Origin of the sequence: Photorhabdus kayaii (assembly GCF_025384895.1) — a bacterium.
GTDB classification, from domain to species: Bacteria; Pseudomonadota; Gammaproteobacteria; order Enterobacterales; family Enterobacteriaceae; genus Photorhabdus; species Photorhabdus kayaii.
Genome location: NZ_JAJAFZ010000077.1, coordinates 1 through 17,938 on the forward strand (window position 1 = coordinate 1; position 17,938 = coordinate 17,938).

The 17,938-nt window shown below is 40.7% G+C and carries 17 protein-coding genes and 2 pseudogenes; 11 read left to right on the forward strand and 8 right to left on the reverse strand.

Annotated features, from left to right (window positions below; translation table 11 throughout):
• Positions 1-71: 71 nt before the first annotated feature.
• From gpJ to LGZ98_RS20370, 4 genes and pseudogenes are all read left to right on the forward strand, one after another.
• Positions 72-737, forward strand: a pseudogene (gpJ, locus tag LGZ98_RS20355) (TipJ family phage tail tip protein); the annotation flags it as partial.
• A gap of 759 nt (positions 738-1,496) precedes the next feature.
• Positions 1,497-1,577 (forward strand): hypothetical protein, encoded by an 81-nt coding sequence (locus LGZ98_RS24345; RefSeq protein WP_387695633.1) that lies wholly within the window; start codon positions 1,497-1,499, stop codon positions 1,575-1,577.
• Positions 1,552-1,674, forward strand: coding sequence for a type II toxin-antitoxin system RelE/ParE family toxin (locus LGZ98_RS24350; protein WP_387695626.1), 123 nt, complete (start codon positions 1,552-1,554; stop codon positions 1,672-1,674). The genes LGZ98_RS24345 and LGZ98_RS24350 overlap by 26 nt, the downstream gene beginning before the upstream one ends.
• The gene (locus LGZ98_RS20370) at positions 1,671-2,009 is read left to right on the forward strand and encodes a helix-turn-helix domain-containing protein (protein ID WP_036850009.1); all 339 of its coding nucleotides are present in this window, start codon (positions 1,671-1,673) and stop codon (positions 2,007-2,009) included. Before LGZ98_RS24350 ends, LGZ98_RS20370 begins: the two co-directional genes overlap by 4 nt.
• Before the next feature lie 68 nt (positions 2,010-2,077).
• On the opposite strand, the gene LGZ98_RS20375 is transcribed toward LGZ98_RS20370, so the two are convergent.
• Complete coding sequence (locus LGZ98_RS20375; protein ID WP_262978493.1) at positions 2,078-2,212, reverse strand: hypothetical protein; 135 nt, start codon at positions 2,210-2,212, stop codon at positions 2,078-2,080.
• A gap of 306 nt (positions 2,213-2,518) precedes the next feature.
• Here LGZ98_RS20375 and LGZ98_RS20380 point away from each other — a divergent pair, with 306 nt between their 5' ends.
• A complete protein-coding gene (locus tag LGZ98_RS20380; protein WP_262978494.1) occupies positions 2,519-2,845 on the forward strand; it encodes a type II toxin-antitoxin system RelE/ParE family toxin in 327 nt (108 codons plus the stop codon).
• A gap of 78 nt (positions 2,846-2,923) precedes the next feature.
• Here LGZ98_RS20380 and LGZ98_RS20385 read toward each other — a convergent pair whose 3' ends face one another.
• Both LGZ98_RS20385 and LGZ98_RS20390 read right to left on the reverse strand, forming a co-directional pair.
• A complete protein-coding gene (locus LGZ98_RS20385) occupies positions 2,924-3,499 on the reverse strand; it encodes a recombinase family protein (RefSeq protein WP_262978495.1) in 576 nt (191 codons plus the stop codon).
• A gap of 303 nt (positions 3,500-3,802) precedes the next feature.
• Positions 3,803-3,919: pseudogene (locus LGZ98_RS20390) on the reverse strand (site-specific integrase); the annotation flags it as partial.
• Between the two features lie 88 nt (positions 3,920-4,007).
• On the opposite strand from LGZ98_RS20390, the gene dusA reads away from it, so the two are divergent.
• On the forward strand, positions 4,008-5,045 hold the full coding sequence (gene dusA / locus LGZ98_RS20395) for a tRNA dihydrouridine(20/20a) synthase DusA (RefSeq protein WP_228901083.1): 1,038 nt from the start codon (positions 4,008-4,010) through the stop codon (positions 5,043-5,045).
• A gap of 287 nt (positions 5,046-5,332) precedes the next feature.
• On the opposite strand, the gene LGZ98_RS20400 is transcribed toward dusA, so the two are convergent.
• Both LGZ98_RS20400 and LGZ98_RS20405 read right to left on the reverse strand, forming a co-directional pair.
• Positions 5,333-6,550, reverse strand: coding sequence for a serine hydrolase (locus tag LGZ98_RS20400; RefSeq protein ID WP_113043549.1), 1,218 nt, complete (start codon positions 6,548-6,550; stop codon positions 5,333-5,335).
• A gap of 425 nt (positions 6,551-6,975) precedes the next feature.
• On the reverse strand, positions 6,976-7,098 hold the full coding sequence (locus tag LGZ98_RS20405; RefSeq protein ID WP_262405168.1) for a hypothetical protein: 123 nt from the start codon (positions 7,096-7,098) through the stop codon (positions 6,976-6,978).
• A 603-nt stretch (positions 7,099-7,701) separates the two neighbouring features.
• Here LGZ98_RS20405 and LGZ98_RS20410 point away from each other — a divergent pair.
• A complete protein-coding gene (locus LGZ98_RS20410; protein WP_262978496.1) occupies positions 7,702-8,613 on the forward strand; it encodes a LysR family transcriptional regulator in 912 nt (303 codons plus the stop codon).
• A gap of 378 nt (positions 8,614-8,991) precedes the next feature.
• Entirely contained in the window at positions 8,992-11,367 is a 2,376-nt protein-coding gene (gene mrcB / locus LGZ98_RS20415; RefSeq protein ID WP_262978497.1) for a penicillin-binding protein 1B, read from the forward strand.
• Positions 11,368-11,558: 191 nt separating this feature from the next.
• Here mrcB and LGZ98_RS20420 read toward each other — a convergent pair whose 3' ends face one another.
• A complete protein-coding gene (locus LGZ98_RS20420; RefSeq protein ID WP_113043553.1) occupies positions 11,559-12,542 on the reverse strand; it encodes a quinone oxidoreductase in 984 nt (327 codons plus the stop codon).
• Between the two features lie 170 nt (positions 12,543-12,712).
• Between LGZ98_RS20420 and dnaB the strand changes: the two genes are divergently transcribed.
• The 3 genes from dnaB to LGZ98_RS20435 all read left to right on the forward strand — a co-directional run bounded on the left by dnaB (position 12,713) and on the right by LGZ98_RS20435 (position 16,618).
• Entirely contained in the window at positions 12,713-14,122 is a 1,410-nt protein-coding gene (gene dnaB / locus LGZ98_RS20425) for a replicative DNA helicase (RefSeq protein WP_011148449.1), read from the forward strand.
• A 38-nt stretch (positions 14,123-14,160) separates the two neighbouring features.
• Positions 14,161-15,240: an alanine racemase gene (gene alr / locus LGZ98_RS20430; protein WP_262978498.1), complete on the forward strand. Its 1,080-nt coding sequence runs from the start codon at positions 14,161-14,163 to the stop codon at positions 15,238-15,240.
• A 178-nt stretch (positions 15,241-15,418) separates the two neighbouring features.
• Positions 15,419-16,618, forward strand: a complete 1,200-nt coding sequence (locus tag LGZ98_RS20435; protein ID WP_262978499.1) for an amino acid aminotransferase — start codon at positions 15,419-15,421, stop codon at positions 16,616-16,618.
• Between the two features lie 514 nt (positions 16,619-17,132).
• On the opposite strand, the gene LGZ98_RS20440 is transcribed toward LGZ98_RS20435, so the two are convergent.
• Both LGZ98_RS20440 and LGZ98_RS20445 read right to left on the reverse strand, forming a co-directional pair.
• Positions 17,133-17,540 (reverse strand): type II toxin-antitoxin system HicB family antitoxin, encoded by a 408-nt coding sequence (locus LGZ98_RS20440; RefSeq protein ID WP_113043556.1) that lies wholly within the window; start codon positions 17,538-17,540, stop codon positions 17,133-17,135.
• Between the two features lie 51 nt (positions 17,541-17,591).
• Positions 17,592-17,768: a type II toxin-antitoxin system HicA family toxin gene (locus LGZ98_RS20445; protein WP_036778089.1), complete on the reverse strand. Its 177-nt coding sequence runs from the start codon at positions 17,766-17,768 to the stop codon at positions 17,592-17,594.
• Between the last annotated feature and the right edge of the window lie 170 nt (positions 17,769-17,938).

Consider the following 17,938-nt stretch of genomic DNA (forward strand, 5'->3'; position numbering starts at 1 on the left):
GAAGATCAGCAATAACAATATTTAATTAATTTAAGTAGGGTCGCTAACGCGGCTTTTTTTATGGGTGGAATATGGCTCAATTAATTCAAGGGCGAAAGGGCGGTGGCGGCAAAGGGCATACGCCTGTTGAGTCACCAGACAACTTATTGTCTACGTCAACAGCAAAAATATTACTTGCAGTTAGTAATGGTGAGATAGCAAGCGACTTAGATGATACAAAAATATTTTTGGATGGAACGCCGATAGGAAATGCTGACGGCTCAAGAAATTTTGAGGGCGTCACATGGGAATTCCGGCCAGGTAGTCAGCATCAAGAATATATCAAGGGAATGCCGAGTGTTGATAATGAAATTAATATCGGAATGGAGCTTAAGAGTGATCAGCCGTGGATACGCTCTATTAGTAATACACAACTCTCAGCCGTGCGTGTCCGGTTTTCTGTTCCTCAATTATTGCAACAACGCGATAACGGAGACACGACGGGCTATCGTATTGAATATGCAATAGGTTTAAGCACTGATGGTGCGGGATTTAAAGAAGTAATTAATGCTGCATTTGACGGAAAAACAACATCAACTTATGAGCGTTCGCACCGTATTGACTTGCCCAAGGCAACTACTGGCTGGCAAATTAGAGTACGTAGGCTGACGCCGAATAAAAATTCAGGTCGATATGCTGATAAAATTAATATTCAGTCAATAGCCGAAGTTATTGACGTAAAATTACGTTATCCAAATTGATGCCGCGCACGATAAATTTCCCTCACTCGCGCAATAAATGAAGCGGTAATTGCGTTTCATCTATTGAAAAGTTTTTACATAACTAACCGTCATAGATATGACTGTAGTTTATCCAATATTACCCATTTTTCCTTTGAATCTGTAATACGTACTTGTAGGGCAACTCGATATCGAGACACAACTTACTGCCAGTCGCCTCAACATAATGTTTGAGAGAAGACAGTTTCAAATCGCGACCAAGCTTCTCCATGTCAGAAACCGTAGATTAATAACAACTTTGGGCTCTTCATTCGCCAGTATTTGGTTGAGCACTCTTGCAATGCTTGGATTGGATCAGCCTTTGCCTTAGACACGCGGTTCTTTCATGCTGTTGTGACATAAACCATTTATAGTGCCTGCGTATGGCTTGGGCAACATAGGGTTTCGTTTGAAATAGAGAGGCTTGTCAGTGGCCTGAAACATACTTATCGCACATTTTCTCCTCGCTAGGCTTCAAATTCCTTCAATTCTTCATTTGCAATTTTGTTCGCATTGGTATAAAATTTTATACAATCAAATAAGGAAGGAAGCTATAATAAAAATCAGGAGCGGTACTAGAGAAAGAAATTGTCTGTATTGGCCCTTCTTGTGAAGATTTGTTAGCCTTTCCTTACAGATCGCACGTAAAGACGCAGGCTATCAGTTTCATAGAATACAGTATGGAATAGATCCTGAAGACTGGAAACCTTTTTTGGCATCGGTTCTGATGTAAAAGAAATGCGGCTAAGAGACAGTACAGGTATTTATCGCATTATGTATGCTGTTAAATTTGATGAAGCTATTTTACGTATTACATAGTTTTCAGAAGAAAACTAAACAAACAGATAAGCAGGACAAGGATATCGCTAAAGTGCGATACAACGCAGTTATCCAGCATCGGGGAAATATTAAATGACCACTAAAATTGACACTGAAATTCGTAGGGTAACTCCAGCCGGACATAATATATTTTCTGAATTAGGTTTTACTGAGCAAGAGGCTCAGCAGCTTCATACAACCTCTTTACAAGAAATAGAAAATACACTGCAAATTAAAGAACGGTTAATGGAAGAAATTACTTTATGGATTGTGGATGAAAAAATGAAACAAGCTGAAGTAGCAGAGGTGTTACACATTTCTCGTCCAAGAGTATCTGACGTTGTGAATAAAAAAGTAAATAAATTCACCATTGACGCATTGGTTAATATGTTAATCCGTATAGGGAAACCTGTTCAGATTACGGTGGGTTAAAGCACATATATTAACAATTTAAAATAGGAGGCACTTAGAATGGGTGCCTCTTGGTATTTCAAAATGATTCAACCTTTCGGTTCAATACCACGTGCTAGCAGCTCTTTGCGCAAAATTCGTTTTATCCATGTTGCCAAAGACGTATCACCATCTTTCTTCATTTCTGCTTCAAGCTGGAGACGAAATTCCTCTGTTAACCTCATAGGAAATTGAGGAGATCTTTTATTTTGTATTGACAAGGTATATACCCTATGGTTTAATGCTACTGTATATACCAGTGTATATTCAAAGAGTTTCAAAAACAACGGAGCTTGGTAGTGTCTCACCACTAATCGGGTTTCTAACCACAACATTATTGGAGCTAATGCTATGGCTAACGCTAATAGTAACATACGCACGCATTCAAAACGCTATACATTTATAACGTCCTTTCTTATCGATTGATAATTGAACTTCGCCCATTACACATGATTTCAACATTGCATACAATTAAATAAGGAAGGAAAACTATGACGAAAATTAGGAGCGGTACAGAGAAAGAAATTGCTTGGATTGGTTCTTCTCATGAAGACTTATTAGCCTTTCCTATAGACACACGTAAAGACGCAGGCTATCAGCTTCACAGAATACAGCGTGGAATAGATCCTGAAGACTGGAAACCCTTTTCTGACATCGGTTCTGGTGTAAAAGAAATACGACTAAGAGACAGTACAGGTATTTATCGCATTATGTATGTTACTAAATTTGATGAAGCTATTTACGTATTACATAGTTTTCAGAAAAAAACTCAACAAACGAATAAACATGATAAGGATATCGCTAAAGTACGATTGTAGCGAGCCGCGTAAATTGAAAAAGCGCGTCATTTAAATTGATAAAATTTTCGCGCCGCGCTTTTTATCAAAATATGTGATTTATTTTAGCTGTTCTTGTCTGATTTTCTCTATTGGTAAATATTTATAAATAGTAGAGAGGGAAACATCGTAAATCAGCGATAGCTGTTTACGTGTGTGACCTTTTACCAGCAATCTAGCAGCTTGTTGTTGTTCAGCAAATGACAATGCTACTGGTCTGCCTCCAATCCTCCCTTGGGCACGAGCCGCTATTAATCCTGCATTCGTTCTTTCAACGATTAATTCCCGCTCCATTTCTGCCAGTGCACTCATGACGTGAAAGAAGAATCTCCCCATAGCTGTACCGGTATCAATACTGTCAGTCAGACTCTGAAAGTGAATACCTCGCTCGTTTAGATTAGAAACTAAATCGACCAAATGTTTTACACTACGTCCCAGTCTATCCAGTTTCCAAACAACTAAAGTATCCCCTTTTTTAAGCTGCCTTAAAGCCCGCTTTAAACCGGGTCTGTTAGTTGTTTTTCCACTTAATTTATCCTCAAAAATTTGTTCGCAATTTATACTCATCAACGCATTTTTTTGTAAGTCGCTGTTTTGGTCATTTGTTGACACCCGGATATAACCGATCTTTGACATGTAAATTCCGTCGCCGCACATAGAATAAATTGTATTTATCAAAATTAGCTCTATGTGTGAGTGTGCGGAAAACCTCACGCTGACTTACAGTGTTTCCATCTGTATAGGTCGCTTAAGCGGCCTTTTTTAGATCAATTAACGTTCAAAATGAGTGTTTGTAGGAATGTAGAAAAAAATGAGTGAAATGCAGTCAATTATTGACTATAAAAGGGGCTAAATAAATCACATATTTTGATAAAAAGCGCGGCGCGAAAATTTTATCAATTTAAATGACGCGCTTTTTCAATTTATGCGGCTCGCTACACCGAAAGTTTTTGTCTCACGATGGATATGTTTTCCGCCTTCCCTTATTCCTACTGTACAACGATACCTAATAACGCCATCGGCGCGAGGACGTTTTAATATGTTATAATAGGCCATTATTCACCTCTCGGATGCCAGTACACCATTGAGTGTGGTGTACTGGATGGTGTACCGACAAACCGAAAATAGCCTAAAATGTATTAAAATGCACGAAAATAAAGAAATCAAAGAATGCACAGTAAGCAGGGAAACAAAGGGAATAGCGCGTAAATATAGCCCTAACCGTTTCTCCGTTGCCCCGATGCTCGACTGGACAGATCGTCACTGCCGTTATTTCCATCGTTTATTAAGTCAGCAAACGCTGTTATATACCGAAATGGTGACGACCGGGGCGATTATTCATGGTAAAGGCGATTATCTGGCATACAGCGAACAAGAACATCCGATAGCATTACAACTGGGTGGCAGTGATCCGCAGGCGTTGGCGCATTGTGCGAAGATTGCTCAGGAACGTGGCTATGATGAAATTAATCTAAACGTCGGTTGTCCCTCTGATCGGGTGCAAAATGGTCGTTTTGGTGCTTGTCTGATGGGGGAAGCTGAACTGGTCGCTGATTGCGTTAAAGCCATGCAGGATGTGGTAAATGTGCCAGTGACAGTTAAAACCCGTATCGGTATTGATGAACAGGACAGTTACCAATTCCTATGTGATTTTATTGATGTTGTTGTGCAACGCAGTGGCTGCAATATATTTACCATTCATGCCCGTAAAGCTTGGCTTTCTGGCTTGAGCCCAAAAGAGAACCGTGAGATTCCACCGCTGGATTACCCACGAGTTTATCAATTGAAAAAGGATTTCCCTCAATTAACGATTGCTATTAATGGCGGTATTAAATCGCTGGAAGAAGCGAAACAGCATTTACAACATGTAGATGGCATTATGATTGGGCGTGAGGCTTATCAGAACCCGTCTATTCTGGCACAGGTTGATCATGAATTATTTGATGCTTCAATGCCGGTAGTTGATATCGTTGCGGTGGTCAAAGCACTTTATCCTTATATAGAGCAGGAACTATCAAAAGGAACATATTTAGGGCATATTACCCGTCATATTTTAGGTATTTTTCAAGGGATTCCGGGAGCACGCCAGTGGCGTCGTCATCTTAGTGAGAATGCACATAAACCGGGCGCAGATATTTCTGTTGTGGAGCAGGCGTTAGCTATGGTGACTGAGCGGATGTAATATCCGCTCATTTTACGGTTACAGGTATATACCCTATGGATTTCAAGATGGATCGCGGCGGCAAGGGAGCGAATCTCCGGGAGCATAGATAACTATGTGACCGGGGTGAGTGAGTGCAGCCAACAAAGAGGCAACTTGAAAGATGACGGGTATAGTTATATATGAGAATTGAGCACTAAAATATTTATGGATACTGCGTGATTTTTTGCCGTGCTTTAATCTATTTTTAGGTTAGCTAAGATACCAATTATTTTTTTCGTTGTATTATTATGTGAATCTACCACACATTAGCTATTTATGGAGCAAGAAAAGCAAATGCCAGACCATTGATATATTTTTATCAAGACGAAATCCCACATACGGCTAATGAATCCACCTTCTTCAATCGTTTCCATTACAATAAGTGGTCTTTCCTCGATGGTCTTACTGCCAATCTTAAAAATTATGGTGCCGACTACTTGGTCTTTCTTTATTGGGGCAGTAATCTGAGGAACATTAAGAATATAGCTGGTTTTTAATTTTTTAAGTTGGTCACGAGGTATGGTAATCGAATTTTGTTTACCTGCATTGAGTTTGACTTCTTTTTTATTTCCAAACCATATACGTTGAGTGATAAAAGTATCTTCAGATTTAATAGGTGTCACTGTTTCAAAGAAGCGAAATCCCCATGTCAGAAGTTTTTCTGATTCCTGGAAACGAGCAAAATCCGTCTTTGCTCCTAGAATAACAGAAATTAAGCGCATATCACCTAAGGTTGCTGATGCAACTAAGTTATAACCGGCGCCAGAGGTAGTTCCGGTTTTCATGCCATCTATATTGAGGTTGCTGTTCCATAACAACCGGTTACGATTGTATTGACGAATCTTATTAAATGTGAACTCTTTCTCTTTATGAATTGCATATTCATCCGGGACATCATGAATGAGGGAACGAGCTAACAATGCCATGTCTCGTGCTGTACTAAATTGCCCAGGAGCATCTAAACCATGCACTGTTTTAAATGTTGTATTGTTGAGCTCCATTTTTTGTCCATAGCTGTTCATAAGACTTATGAACGCGCCCTGACTGCCAGCTATATAATCAGCTAATGCAACACAGGCGTCATTACCGGATTGAATAACAATCCCTTTGTTAAGGTCTTCCACTGAAACCCTATCTCCAGGTTTAAGAAACATGACAGAAGACCCGCGTAGAACAGGATTGCCTGTAGCCCAAGCATTTTTATCAATGGTTACAGTATCGGTCAGATGAATCGTACCTAACTTAATCGCTTGTCCTACAATATAACTGGTCATGAGTTTAGTTAGGCTCGCCGGATCTATCTTTTCATCCGCATTACCTTCTGCCAAAACTTTTCCACTGTTGTAGTCCATTAAGATCCAAGCTTGTGAGTCCACTTGTGGAGTAGCTAGAGCTTCTTCAGCTTGAATTAATGGAGCATGGAGAAACAGTAAAAATGTAGCCGCAAACTGGACTTTCCATGTAAAAAAGGTGATATCTTTCATAAAAAAACCAAATGTCTATTATAAAATTATTAAGTCAATTTATTTTATTTGAACTTTAGAAAACGTTTAGTTCTGAAACTCTCGAAATTCAAACACGGCACGTCTATTCCATTTCCTGGTTTATTCCTCATAGCCAAAAACTGCCGGATATGACTTATAAAAATAAATTGTTTTCACTTGTTCTTCCTTTACGCCAAAAATGATCAAATAATCATAAATTCTATTTATCTAAGTGGCTTTATTTTATCGAACTGCTATTTAGATTAAAGTATATGATATTATCGTCATAAAGCACCAGTAACTTATTTTCGAAATCATCACTGTATTCTTCCTGCATTCGCCTTGTAAGGAATATGATTTTCCGTTAATTATGTTGTTGTGATTGTTACAGTTGGTGAGTAATAATGATAGCATCGTTATAAATGCTAATCTGGATAATTTAAACATATTCCCATCCTGAATATATACGTTTTAGTAAAAACTAATGTGTTATACCCGTCATCTTTCAAGTTGCCTCTTTGTTGGCTGCACTCGCTCACCCCGGTCACATCGTTATCTATGCTCCCGGGGATTCACTTCCTTGCCGTCGCGATCCATCTTGAAATCCATAGGGTATATACCTAAAATAACAGGGAAAACGTTTTTATCTGGCCCTTTGTGACATTCAACCGCTTTTTTTTATTGTAAATAAAATAATGTTTTTCACTTTCATAATCTACAATCATCATATCTCCATTCATAAACTGATATACAAGTTTCTTTCTGTTCTTGTTAAATAGTTTGGTGGGGGATGGTGATACAATAAAATCATCATCCCACTTCAAAGTCGTTATCCTATAGTTTGTATGCATGATAGTCATTTCACTACGGCCTTGACAGTTTAAAGTATACTGCTTCATCGCGTTAACTGGACATGATCTGAATATAAATAGAATAACGATATATTTCATAATGTTTTTGTCCATATGACTTGTTTTTCAAGAAAATATAGGGATTTTGCTATCGTGTGATGCTTTTGTTCGTCTGGATAACGCGGCTAGCGCCTTTTGACGTTTTGCTCATAGGTGTTTCTTTCTTCTCAAGATGTTTCTGATTGTGTAATAGTATAGATACGTCTAATATCAATCAATATTTGAAAATGGCTATCTGTTATGAATTGTATTGATATTGAGAGTATTGACCTCAATTTGCTCAGGGTATTTGAGGCTTTGATCGAGGAAGGTGGGGCGAGTCGTGCTGCTATTCGGCTCGGATTAACGCAACCAGCCGTAAGCGCAGCCCTTGGGCGTTTAAGACGCATATACTCTGACCCGCTGTTCGAACGGACGGGACGCGGGCTACGTCCTACAGTTCGAGCTAATGAGTTAGCTCCTCTCGTTGAAGAGGCACTGACGCAATGCCGACAGGCACTAGCTTTAACCACTGCTGGAAAAGAGATAAAGGGCCGTACGGTGACTGTAGGTTTATCAGATGACAGTGAAATTGCTTTAGGACAAAAAATACTGAAAGAAGTTGACGAGTATCTTCCTGGTTTGCATATTATTTTTCGACAAACTCATAGTGGCTTGGCTCAGGATATGTTGATGCGTCATCAAATTGACCTTGCTATCACCGCTGGTGGTTTATCATCTCACTTAATTAAAAGTCACCGTTTAGGAGAGGGGAATTACTTGTGCATAGCCGACAAAAATACTTTGGTGCCGGTGACGGTGGCTGATTACGCACAACGCCCTCATTTATTAGTTTCCTCAGGTGGGTTCGTAGGTGTTGTAGATGAAGCATTAAATGCTGTTGGCTATAAACGTAGTGTCAAGGTTTCTACCACACATTTTGCGGCAGTGCCATTTTTGCTGATTGAGACTGATTTAATCACTACGGTGCCATCACATGCAGCACGAGCAATGGAGAAGAACACATCGCTGCAAATATTCCCATGCCCCGTTAGCATGCCACCCTATGAACTCGAAATAGGCACAAGAGTAGGGAGCAAACATGATAAAGTTCTGCATGAGTTAAAATCTATTATAGTGAAGATATGTCAAACACCTGGTTTTTTGTCATGAGCATTTTGGTGTGAATGCTACAGGCTTTATATAGTCATTTCGTTGTTGAAAATATTTTTTTCGTGGAGAGGCAGCTTGAAAGATGACGGGTATAAATACGATTTATTTTAGTTATATTAATAACAAGATTGATTAATAGTGATTGTATTAGGTAACCTGTTCCATCTTATTCGTTGAATGCTGAAACCTGCGCATTATGAAAATTTTTAACATTGAGTTTTATCTTATTAGAGTGTAATTGGTTATTATCTTTAAAATAATATTAAAGCTATGCTTTAGCGATTAATGATTTCCTCAAGTGGATTGATATGCAGTAACCGAGAGTATTAAGACGTAACATTGAAGTTGCCTTTGAGTATACATTACGAGTTGGTTTATATGAAAGAAATTAATGTAACTGAACCTTTAGGAAGAAGAAAGAAGAAAAAAAATAAAAAGAGAAAAGTAAGTTTCCTTTTTAAGATTATATTAGCCGTTTTATTTGTAGTGTTTTGTTTTGCATCTCTCTACATATATAACTTGGCAGAAAGAATCGATACCATGATAAATGAGAGAATGAATAATGGATTCTGGGATATGCCAGCTCAGGTTTATGGCAAGACTTACACGTTAAAGCTAGGGGAGTATAAAAACAAAGAAAATGTAATAAAGATATTAAATGGAGCCAGATACCATCAGGTTGACTCGATAAAAAGTCCTGGTGATTTTCATGAAGATGGAGATAAGGTTTTTATTTACTTACGGGAGTTCTCCTATCCAGACCATTTATCTAAGTCAGTTAAAGTGGAAGTTGAGTTTGACAAAAATGGAATTAAAAAGATAATGAATTTAGATCTAGGATTGGCTGTTAATAACATCCTCGTTGAACCTAGGTTAGTGGAAGTTATATATTCACCCGGTGATGAGCAACGGATATTTATGCCATTGAAAAACTTCCCTAATGATATGATTAATATGTTGATTTCCACAGAGGATCGAGAGTTTTATAATCACCATGGTCTTAATCCTTATTCTATAGCCAGAGCCTTGTACAAAAACATCAAAGCTGGAAAGAGAATTCAGGGCGGCAGTACGATAACACAGCAAGTTGTGAAAAATATGTTCTTGTCCCGGGATAGGACAATTAGCCGTAAGTTGAGTGAGGCTATTATGTCTTTGGTCTTGGAGTTTAAGTTTAACAAGAATAAAATTCTTGAGCTTTATCTGAATGAAATTTATCTGGGACAGAACGGTTCGTTCGGGATTTATGGGTTTCCACTTGCTAGCGTTTATTACTTTGGTAGGCCAATCAATGAAATATCTTTAGAGCAGCAAGCATTATTAATAGGGATGGCCAAAGGAGCTTCATTGTATAACCCGTGGACTAAACCGACAGTAGCTATGGAAAGGCGTAATCTCGTTTTAAAGTTGTCAGCAGAAAGTGGAGTGATTAACAAAGATGATTACTTATCTTCAATGAAAGAAGGTCTCAATGTTCAGGAAAAAGGTTCCGTTTTCACTAAACATCCTTCTTTCATTAGCATGTTAAAAAAAGAGATTAGGAATAATAAAAATATTGCCCTCAATGATTTATCCGGAGCAAGAGTGTTTTCCACTTTTGAGCCTGTGTCACAAGAAGATGCAGAAAATGCAGTAAAAAAAACCATGCCAATGTTAGATAAGAAAACAGGTTTAAAAGATTTGCAATCTGCAATTTTAGTTGTTGATAGAAAGTCGGGGGAATTATTGGCTGTTGTGGGAGATAGAAATGTAGACTATAACGGGTTCAACAGAGCTTTAGATACTAAAAGACAAGTCGGTTCACTGATTAAGCCGGCAGTCTACCTTTCTGCGCTAATTTCTCCTTACCGTTTTAATTTAAATACTTGGATTGAGGATGAACCTCTCAGTATAGATATTGGTGAAAAAAACTCGTGGTCACCAAAAAATCCTACAAGAACGTACAGAGGGAGAGTAATGCTTTTGGATGCTCTTGCTCATTCTATTAATGTAGCTACAGTAAATTTGGGGATGTCTGTAGGAATTGATAATGTCGCAGAAACACTAAAATCAATAGGAATTCCTTCTGATAGGATAGTAATGGTTCCATCTATGCTGTTAGGCACACTTGATATGGCGCCAGTAGAACTTGTTGAAGGAATTCAGACGATATCTAATCTTGGAAAGCATACGGGTGTTTACACATTAATTTCAATTCAAGACAGATATGGGAAAGAAATTTACCATAGAACCGAGACTCCAGAACAAGTCGTTCCAGAAGAAGCTGCCTGGCTCACGCTTTATGCTATGCAGGAGTCTGTTCGCTCAGGCACATCAAAAAGATTAGGGGTTGGATTTAGAAAATATGCTCTTGCAGGGAAAACGGGATCTTCCAGTGGCTTGCGCGATAGTTGGTTTACTGGTATTGACGGAGAAAAAGTAGTGCTTTCTTGGATTGGAAGGGATAATAATGAGCCGACTAAATTATGGGGAGCTAGCGGTTCTTTATTTCTTACTAAAGCATTTTTTGAAATTAATGGAGTGGGTAAGCTAGAGCCTGTTAAACCAAACGATATATATATGGTTGGGGTTGATGCTCAAGGTGATATTTATTGTAAAGAAAACCTTTCAGGGGATAGCATGGTTGGCGGGGAAGCACGCGAAATGCCTATCTGGGGCAATGAGCTCAATACGATTTGTAATACACCACCACAATTTCTTCCTGTTTCATTAAAAAAACCTTACTCTGATGAAAGTTTAGATGCTCTTTTTTAGTTTGATTTTTATTTCAAATATGTTGTTGGTGGATTGTCTGAGATGTGATACCCCTACCAAGAGGGGTATTGTTTTATCTTTCATATATTCAGCCAGCATTGCCCCCCGGTCTAAGGTTATTCGTGCAGGCAATAGCGGCATAATGAGGTATTAGACTTGTTGGTTTGGTTAATAACCCGCTCATCTTACCGTTAAGGGATCAGTAAACTTGATCCTTGCGTTGCCCGACTTTCCAGAATCTGATGTGCCCTTGTCGCTTCACTTAGCGGGAACCTTTGATTTTCTGGTACATCCACATTAATTTTGCCGCTGGCAATCAGATCAAATAATTCTTTGCTCGCCTCATCCAACTCTTCGCGTGTTGAAATATAGCCAGCGATAGAAGGGCGGGTAACGAACAGTGAGCCTTTCTGATTTAAAATCCCCAAATCGACACCGGTAACTGGCCCGGATGCATTGCCAAAGCTAACCATTAACCCGTGGCGTTTCAGACAATCCAGCGAGTTCAGCCAGGTCGATTTACCAACAGAATCATAAACTACACCGACTTTTTCACCGTTGGTGATTTCATAAATTCGTTCGACAATATTTTCACGGTTATAGTTAATAACCTGCCATGCACCGGCATCTTTAGCGCGTTGTGCTTTCTCATCAGAGCCGACTGTTCCAATCAGTTTTGCACCCAAAGCTTTTGCCCATTGGCAGGCAATTAGCCCAACGCCACCCGCGGCGGCATGAAATAAAAAGGGTTCGCCTGACTGGATTTTGTAGGTACGGCGTAGAAGATAGTAGACTGTCAGCCCTTTTAGGAAAGAAGCAGCAGCTTGTTCGAAGGAGATGGTATCCGGCAGAACAGCGACTTTGTTTTCCGCGACATTGTGCACTTCACTGTAAGCGCCTAAAGTTGATTGCGCATAAACTACACGGTCACCCACTTTTATGGTAGTCACAGCGGAACCTACTTTGGTCACTACGCCCGAGGCCTCAGTGCCTAGGCCGCTTGGTAATTGTGCCGGTGGGTATAGCCCGCTACGAATATAAGTGTCGATGTAATTGATTCCAATCGCTCTATTTTCTACTTGTACTTCATCGTCCGCAGGAGCTCTGGGGGTGAATTCACAATATTGCAGGACCTCGGGGCCGCCAATAGAGGAAAATTTGATATGTTTTGCCATGACTCAACCTCATCAATGTAAGGGAAATGTGTGCACGTAGTAGTTGAACTCATTGTGAACAGGTTTTAGTGTGCTAGAAATAATTACAAACTATATGTAATTACTCAAGGCACTTCATAGCGTATACTCATGTGCTGTTGCAGATTTATCAGTAGATTATTGCGGGATTCATGGCGGGAAAAAAATCAACTCACAACAAAATGGCTGAACCAAAAGATCGCCAAATGGAAGGGCTGAAACTTCCGCCACACTCTTTGGAAGCAGAGCAGTCTGTGTTAGGTGGTTTAATGTTAGATAACGAACGTTGGGATAATGTTTCCGAACGTGTTACTAGCAATGATTTTTTCAGCCGTCCACATCGGCGCATTTTTGCTGAAATGCAGCGGTTGCTGGAGATGGGCAACCCAATCGACCTGATTACATTATCGGAATCCCTTGAGCAGAGTGGGGAGCTGAATAATGTAGGGGGTTTTGCTTATCTGGCCGAATTATCTAAAAATACGCCAAGCGCGGCTAACATTAATGCTTATGCGGATATTGTCCGTGAACGTGCTGTTGTCCGCGAGATGATCGCCGTTGCAAACGAAATTGCCGATGCGGGTTATGATCCTCAAGGCAGGAGCAGTGAAGAATTATTGGATCTAGCCGAATCGCGGGTGTTCCAGATCGCTGAAAATCGTGCCAGTAAAGATGAAGGGCCGAAAGGAATAGAACAGATCCTTGAAGAAACCGTCGAGCGGATTGAGCAACTCTATCAACGCCCTCATGATGGTGTAACCGGTGTTTCAACCGGTTATCAGGATCTGGATAAGAAAACCGCAGGCTTACAAAAATCAGACTTGATCATTGTGGCTGCGCGTCCTTCGATGGGTAAAACCACTTTTGCCATGAACTTGTGTGAAAACGCAGCCATGATGCAGGACAAGCCGGTTTTGATTTTTAGTCTTGAGATGCCCGGCAACCAGATCATGATGCGTATGCTGGCATCCCTTTCACGGGTGGATCAAACCCGTATCCGAACTGGTCAGCTTGATGATGAAGATTGGGCGCGGATCTCCAGTACGATGGGGATATTGCTGGAAAAACGCAATATGTATATTGATGATTCGTCTGGCCTGACACCTACCGAAGTCCGTTCCCGGGCTCGGCGCGTCTTCCGCGAAAATGGTGGATTGAGCCTGATCATGATCGACTACCTGCAATTAATGCGGGTTCCGGCCTTATCCGATAATCGTACTTTGGAAATTGCGGAGATTTCCCGTTCATTAAAAGCCTTGGCTAAAGAGCTTCAAGTGCCGGTGGTTGCACTTTCTCAGCTCAACCGTAGCCTTGAACAGCGGGCAGATAAGCGCCCGGTTAACTCTGACTTACGTGAATCCGGCTCTATTGAGCAGGATGCCGACCTCATTATGTTTATCTATCGTGACGAGGTTTACCATGAGAATAGCGACATGAAAGGTGTGGCTGAAATCATTCTTGGTAAGCAGCGTAACGGCCCAATCGGTACAGTTCGCCTCACGTTTAATGGTCAGTGGTCGCGGTTTGATAACTATGCCGGGCCAAGTTATGACGACGAATAAGTATTAACTACCAAAGAATAATAAATTTAAGGAATAGAATGAAAGCGGCAACCGCAGTTATTGACCGCCGCGCTCTGCGACATAACTTGCAACGGGTAAGGGAGCTTGCTCCTAAAAGCAATTTGATTGCAGTTGTGAAAGCAAACGCTTATGGCCACGGTTTACTGGAGACAGCACATACGCTGGACGACGCCGATTGTTTCGGTGTAGCGCGAATTGGTGAAGCATTGACGTTGCGTCATGGTGGTATCGTCAAACCGATCCTGTTACTGGAAGGATGCTTTGATGCGGCTGACCTGCTAGTACTGGTTGATAACCATATTGAAACTGTGGTTCACAGTGTTGAACAGTTGGAAGCACTGGAACAGGCTAAGTTATCTCATCCGGTAAAAGTATGGATGAAACTGGATAGCGGGATGCATCGCTTAGGTGTCAGGCCGGAAGATGCGGAAGAATTTTATCAACGGCTAAGTCGTTGTAAAAATGTACAGCAGCCCGTCAATATTGTCAGCCATTTTGGCCGGGCTGATGAGCCAACAGTAAACACAACTCGCCAGCAGATAGCTTGTTTTCAGGCTTTTTGTGCTGACAAGCCGGGAGAAAAATCTATTGATGCATCAGGAGGTATCCTGTTGTGGCCGGAAGTCCATCAAGATTGGGTGCGTCCTGGGCTGATGATGTATGGTGTATCGCCATTGTCTGATAAAACGGCCACGGATTTTAACTTGATCCCAGCAATGACCTTAAAGTCGAGCTTAATTGCTGTTCGTAAGCATAAAGCTGGCGAGTCGGTTGGCTATGGTGGGACCTGGGTCAGTGAACGTGATACTTGTCTTGGCGTTGTGGCTATCGGTTATGGTGATGGTTATCCGCGCAGTGCGCCTTCAGGAACGCCAATACATATTAATGGCCGTGAAGTGCCGATTGCTGGCCGTGTTTCAATGGATATGATCTCTGTTGATTTGGGGCCAGATGCGACAGATAAAGTGGGTGATGAAGCGGTCCTCTGGGGAGATGTGCTGCCGGTGGAGCGGGTTGCTGAATGTACCGGTATCATTACTTATGAGCTGGTGACTAAACTTACCCCCAGAGTGGTCATGGAATACTTGGACGAATAATGTTGTAGGTTATATACCCTATGGATTTCAAGATGGATCGCGACGGCAAGGGAGCGAATCCCCGGGAGCATAGATAACGATGTGACCGGGGTGAGTGAGTGCAGCCAACAAAGAGGCAACTTGAAAGATGACGGGTGTATTGTTTATTAAATAACTGACTGATAAGGAGTAGAGCCTGATGTTCCAGAATGTTGATGCTTATGCTGGTGATCCGATTCTTTCGCTGGCTGAAGAATTTAAAAAAGATCCTCGTGCGGAAAAAATTAATCTGAGCATCGGGCTTTATTACGATGAGCAGGGAGTGACTCCGCAATTGCAGGCGGTGGCTACCGCGGAAGAACAACTTAGGGCGTTATCACAAACGGCCTCTCTTTATCTGCCAATGGAAGGATTGGAATCCTATCGTCTTGCGGTTCAGGAACTGCTATTTGGTAAAGATCATCCGGTGTTGAAACAGAGGATGGTGGCAACGATTCAATCATTAGGCGGTTCTGGCGCCCTTAAAATTGGTGCTGATTTTTTGCATCGCTATTTCCCTGATTCAGAAGTGTGGTGCAGTGATCCAACTTGGGAAAACCACGCGGCTATTTTCGCGGGGGCGGGTATTAAGGTGAACTATTACCCTTATTTTGATACGAAGACCAAAGGGGTAAAATTCAATGAAATGCTGGAAACATTCAGGAAATTGCCGGCAAAAAGCATTATTGTAATGCACCCTTGTTGCCATAACCCAACCGGATCGGATCTAACCTATGAGCAATGGGATCAAGTTGTTCAGATTGTTAAAGAGAGAGAATTATTGCCATTCCTTGATATTGCTTATCAGGGGCTTGGGGATGGTATGGAAAAAGATGCTTATGCTATTCGTGCAATGGCGAACGCTGGTTTGCCTTGTCTGGTCAGTAACTCTTTCTCCAAGATATTTTCTATGTATGGTGAGCGCGTGGGTGGCTTGTCTGTCATTTGTGATGATGAACAGACCAAAGAGCGGGTATTGGGGCAGTTGAAAGCGGGTGTGCGTCGCGTCTATTCTAGCCCACCGAGTTTTGGGGCGCAGGTTGTGGCTAAAGTACTGACTGATCCTGCTTTGAAGGCACAATGGTTGACAGAAGTTGAACATATGCGCTTGCGTATTTTGGAAATGCGTACGGTGCTGGTGGATGCTTTGAAAACCGCATTACCAGAGAAAAACTTTGAGTATTTTCTGAAGCAACGCGGGATGTTCAGCTATACCGGTTTTAGCGAGAAACAGGTGGATCGCTTGCGCCAAGAATTTGCTGTTTATCTGGTCGGTAATGGTCGAGTCTGTATGGCGGGCGTCAACCATCATAATGTTGCACGTATTGCTGAAACATTTGCGGCGGTAAATAAGTCATAAATTTTAATATAAATGATTTACTATCGATGATAATGATCGACAATTTTGTAAAATAGCAGTAAACACCTCCTTGAAGCGCGCTATTTATGGTGCGCTTATTTTTCTTCTTAATATTAATTTAATGTGGTGCGTAATTAGCAGCGGCTGATCAGAACGTAGCATTAAAAAATTCTTATGAGGTGAATTATGGGATTAAAGTTAAACAATGTATAGTTTGATAGAAAAACGGAAGAATTTATCGGCGAGGGTATTCTGGAGACCTAGGTAAAAATGGTTCAGTAATATAAAAATTAGATTTCCTATTGAAGATAATATTAATAATAGTAGGTTCGATGTAAAAAATAGTGTGTGCCAATCATTGAGTTATGTTTTAATAATAAAGTTGAAATAGATAAATATTGGTATCAAACAATCACTTGGTTATCTAAATAAATGGTAATGAAGCTGTAATTTAAATTTAGTTATTTACTTAAACCTTGCTGTAGCAAGGTTTAAGATTATTTGATGGTGATGTTTAGATGGCAACAAGTTCCAGATGTTTGCCCAAGGCATTTAACGCATTCGCGATGGTGTCAATTTTAGTGCTATGGCCTAATGACACTATACGTTGAATTTCTTGCGGTCGGGTTCCCAATAACCGCGCAAGTTCTGCGTTGCTTGTTCTTGTTTGAAGCATCGTATTCAGCAGTAAAACCTTAGCCGCTATACTGGCTGGTACTTCGACAAAAGCTTCACCTTCAGTCGACGGTGTTGGTATTTCGCGTCGGTCTTCAAAGTAGAAATCGAACGCAGTAACCAGAGCATCCCGCGCCATAGCTAATGCTTCTTCTCTGGTATCTCCGCCTGTTAAGGCTTCTGGGATATCTGGGAACATCACAGCCCAACCTGTTTCGTCATGTTCGAATTTTACTGGGTATCGCATATTTTTACTCAGTGAATTTATGCGAGTAACCAGCCCCTTGGGGCCGGTCTGTCATTTGATGCCTAGCTGTTTTAATATTAACTTCCTCAGCGGTTCTGGGATTTCTTTACTAGGGTGCCTTGGCATCGTGGTTTGCTTACCGTTCAAGAAAACTTTCAAGTGGTTAGTCCCATCTTTAAATTCAGCTCCTTGAGCTTTAAGCCACCGGCGAAACTCGCTTTGCTTCACTGCCTCCTCCTGTTTGTTTAACTTGAAAATAAATATAAACATTTTTGTTTATATGAGCAAGATGTTTATAAGCATTTTTGTTTATAAGAATAATAGAGTGATAAATATTTATATTTATTCTTTATAAGATGGAGTCTAACGTGAGAATTATTCTAATTGCAGCGTATACC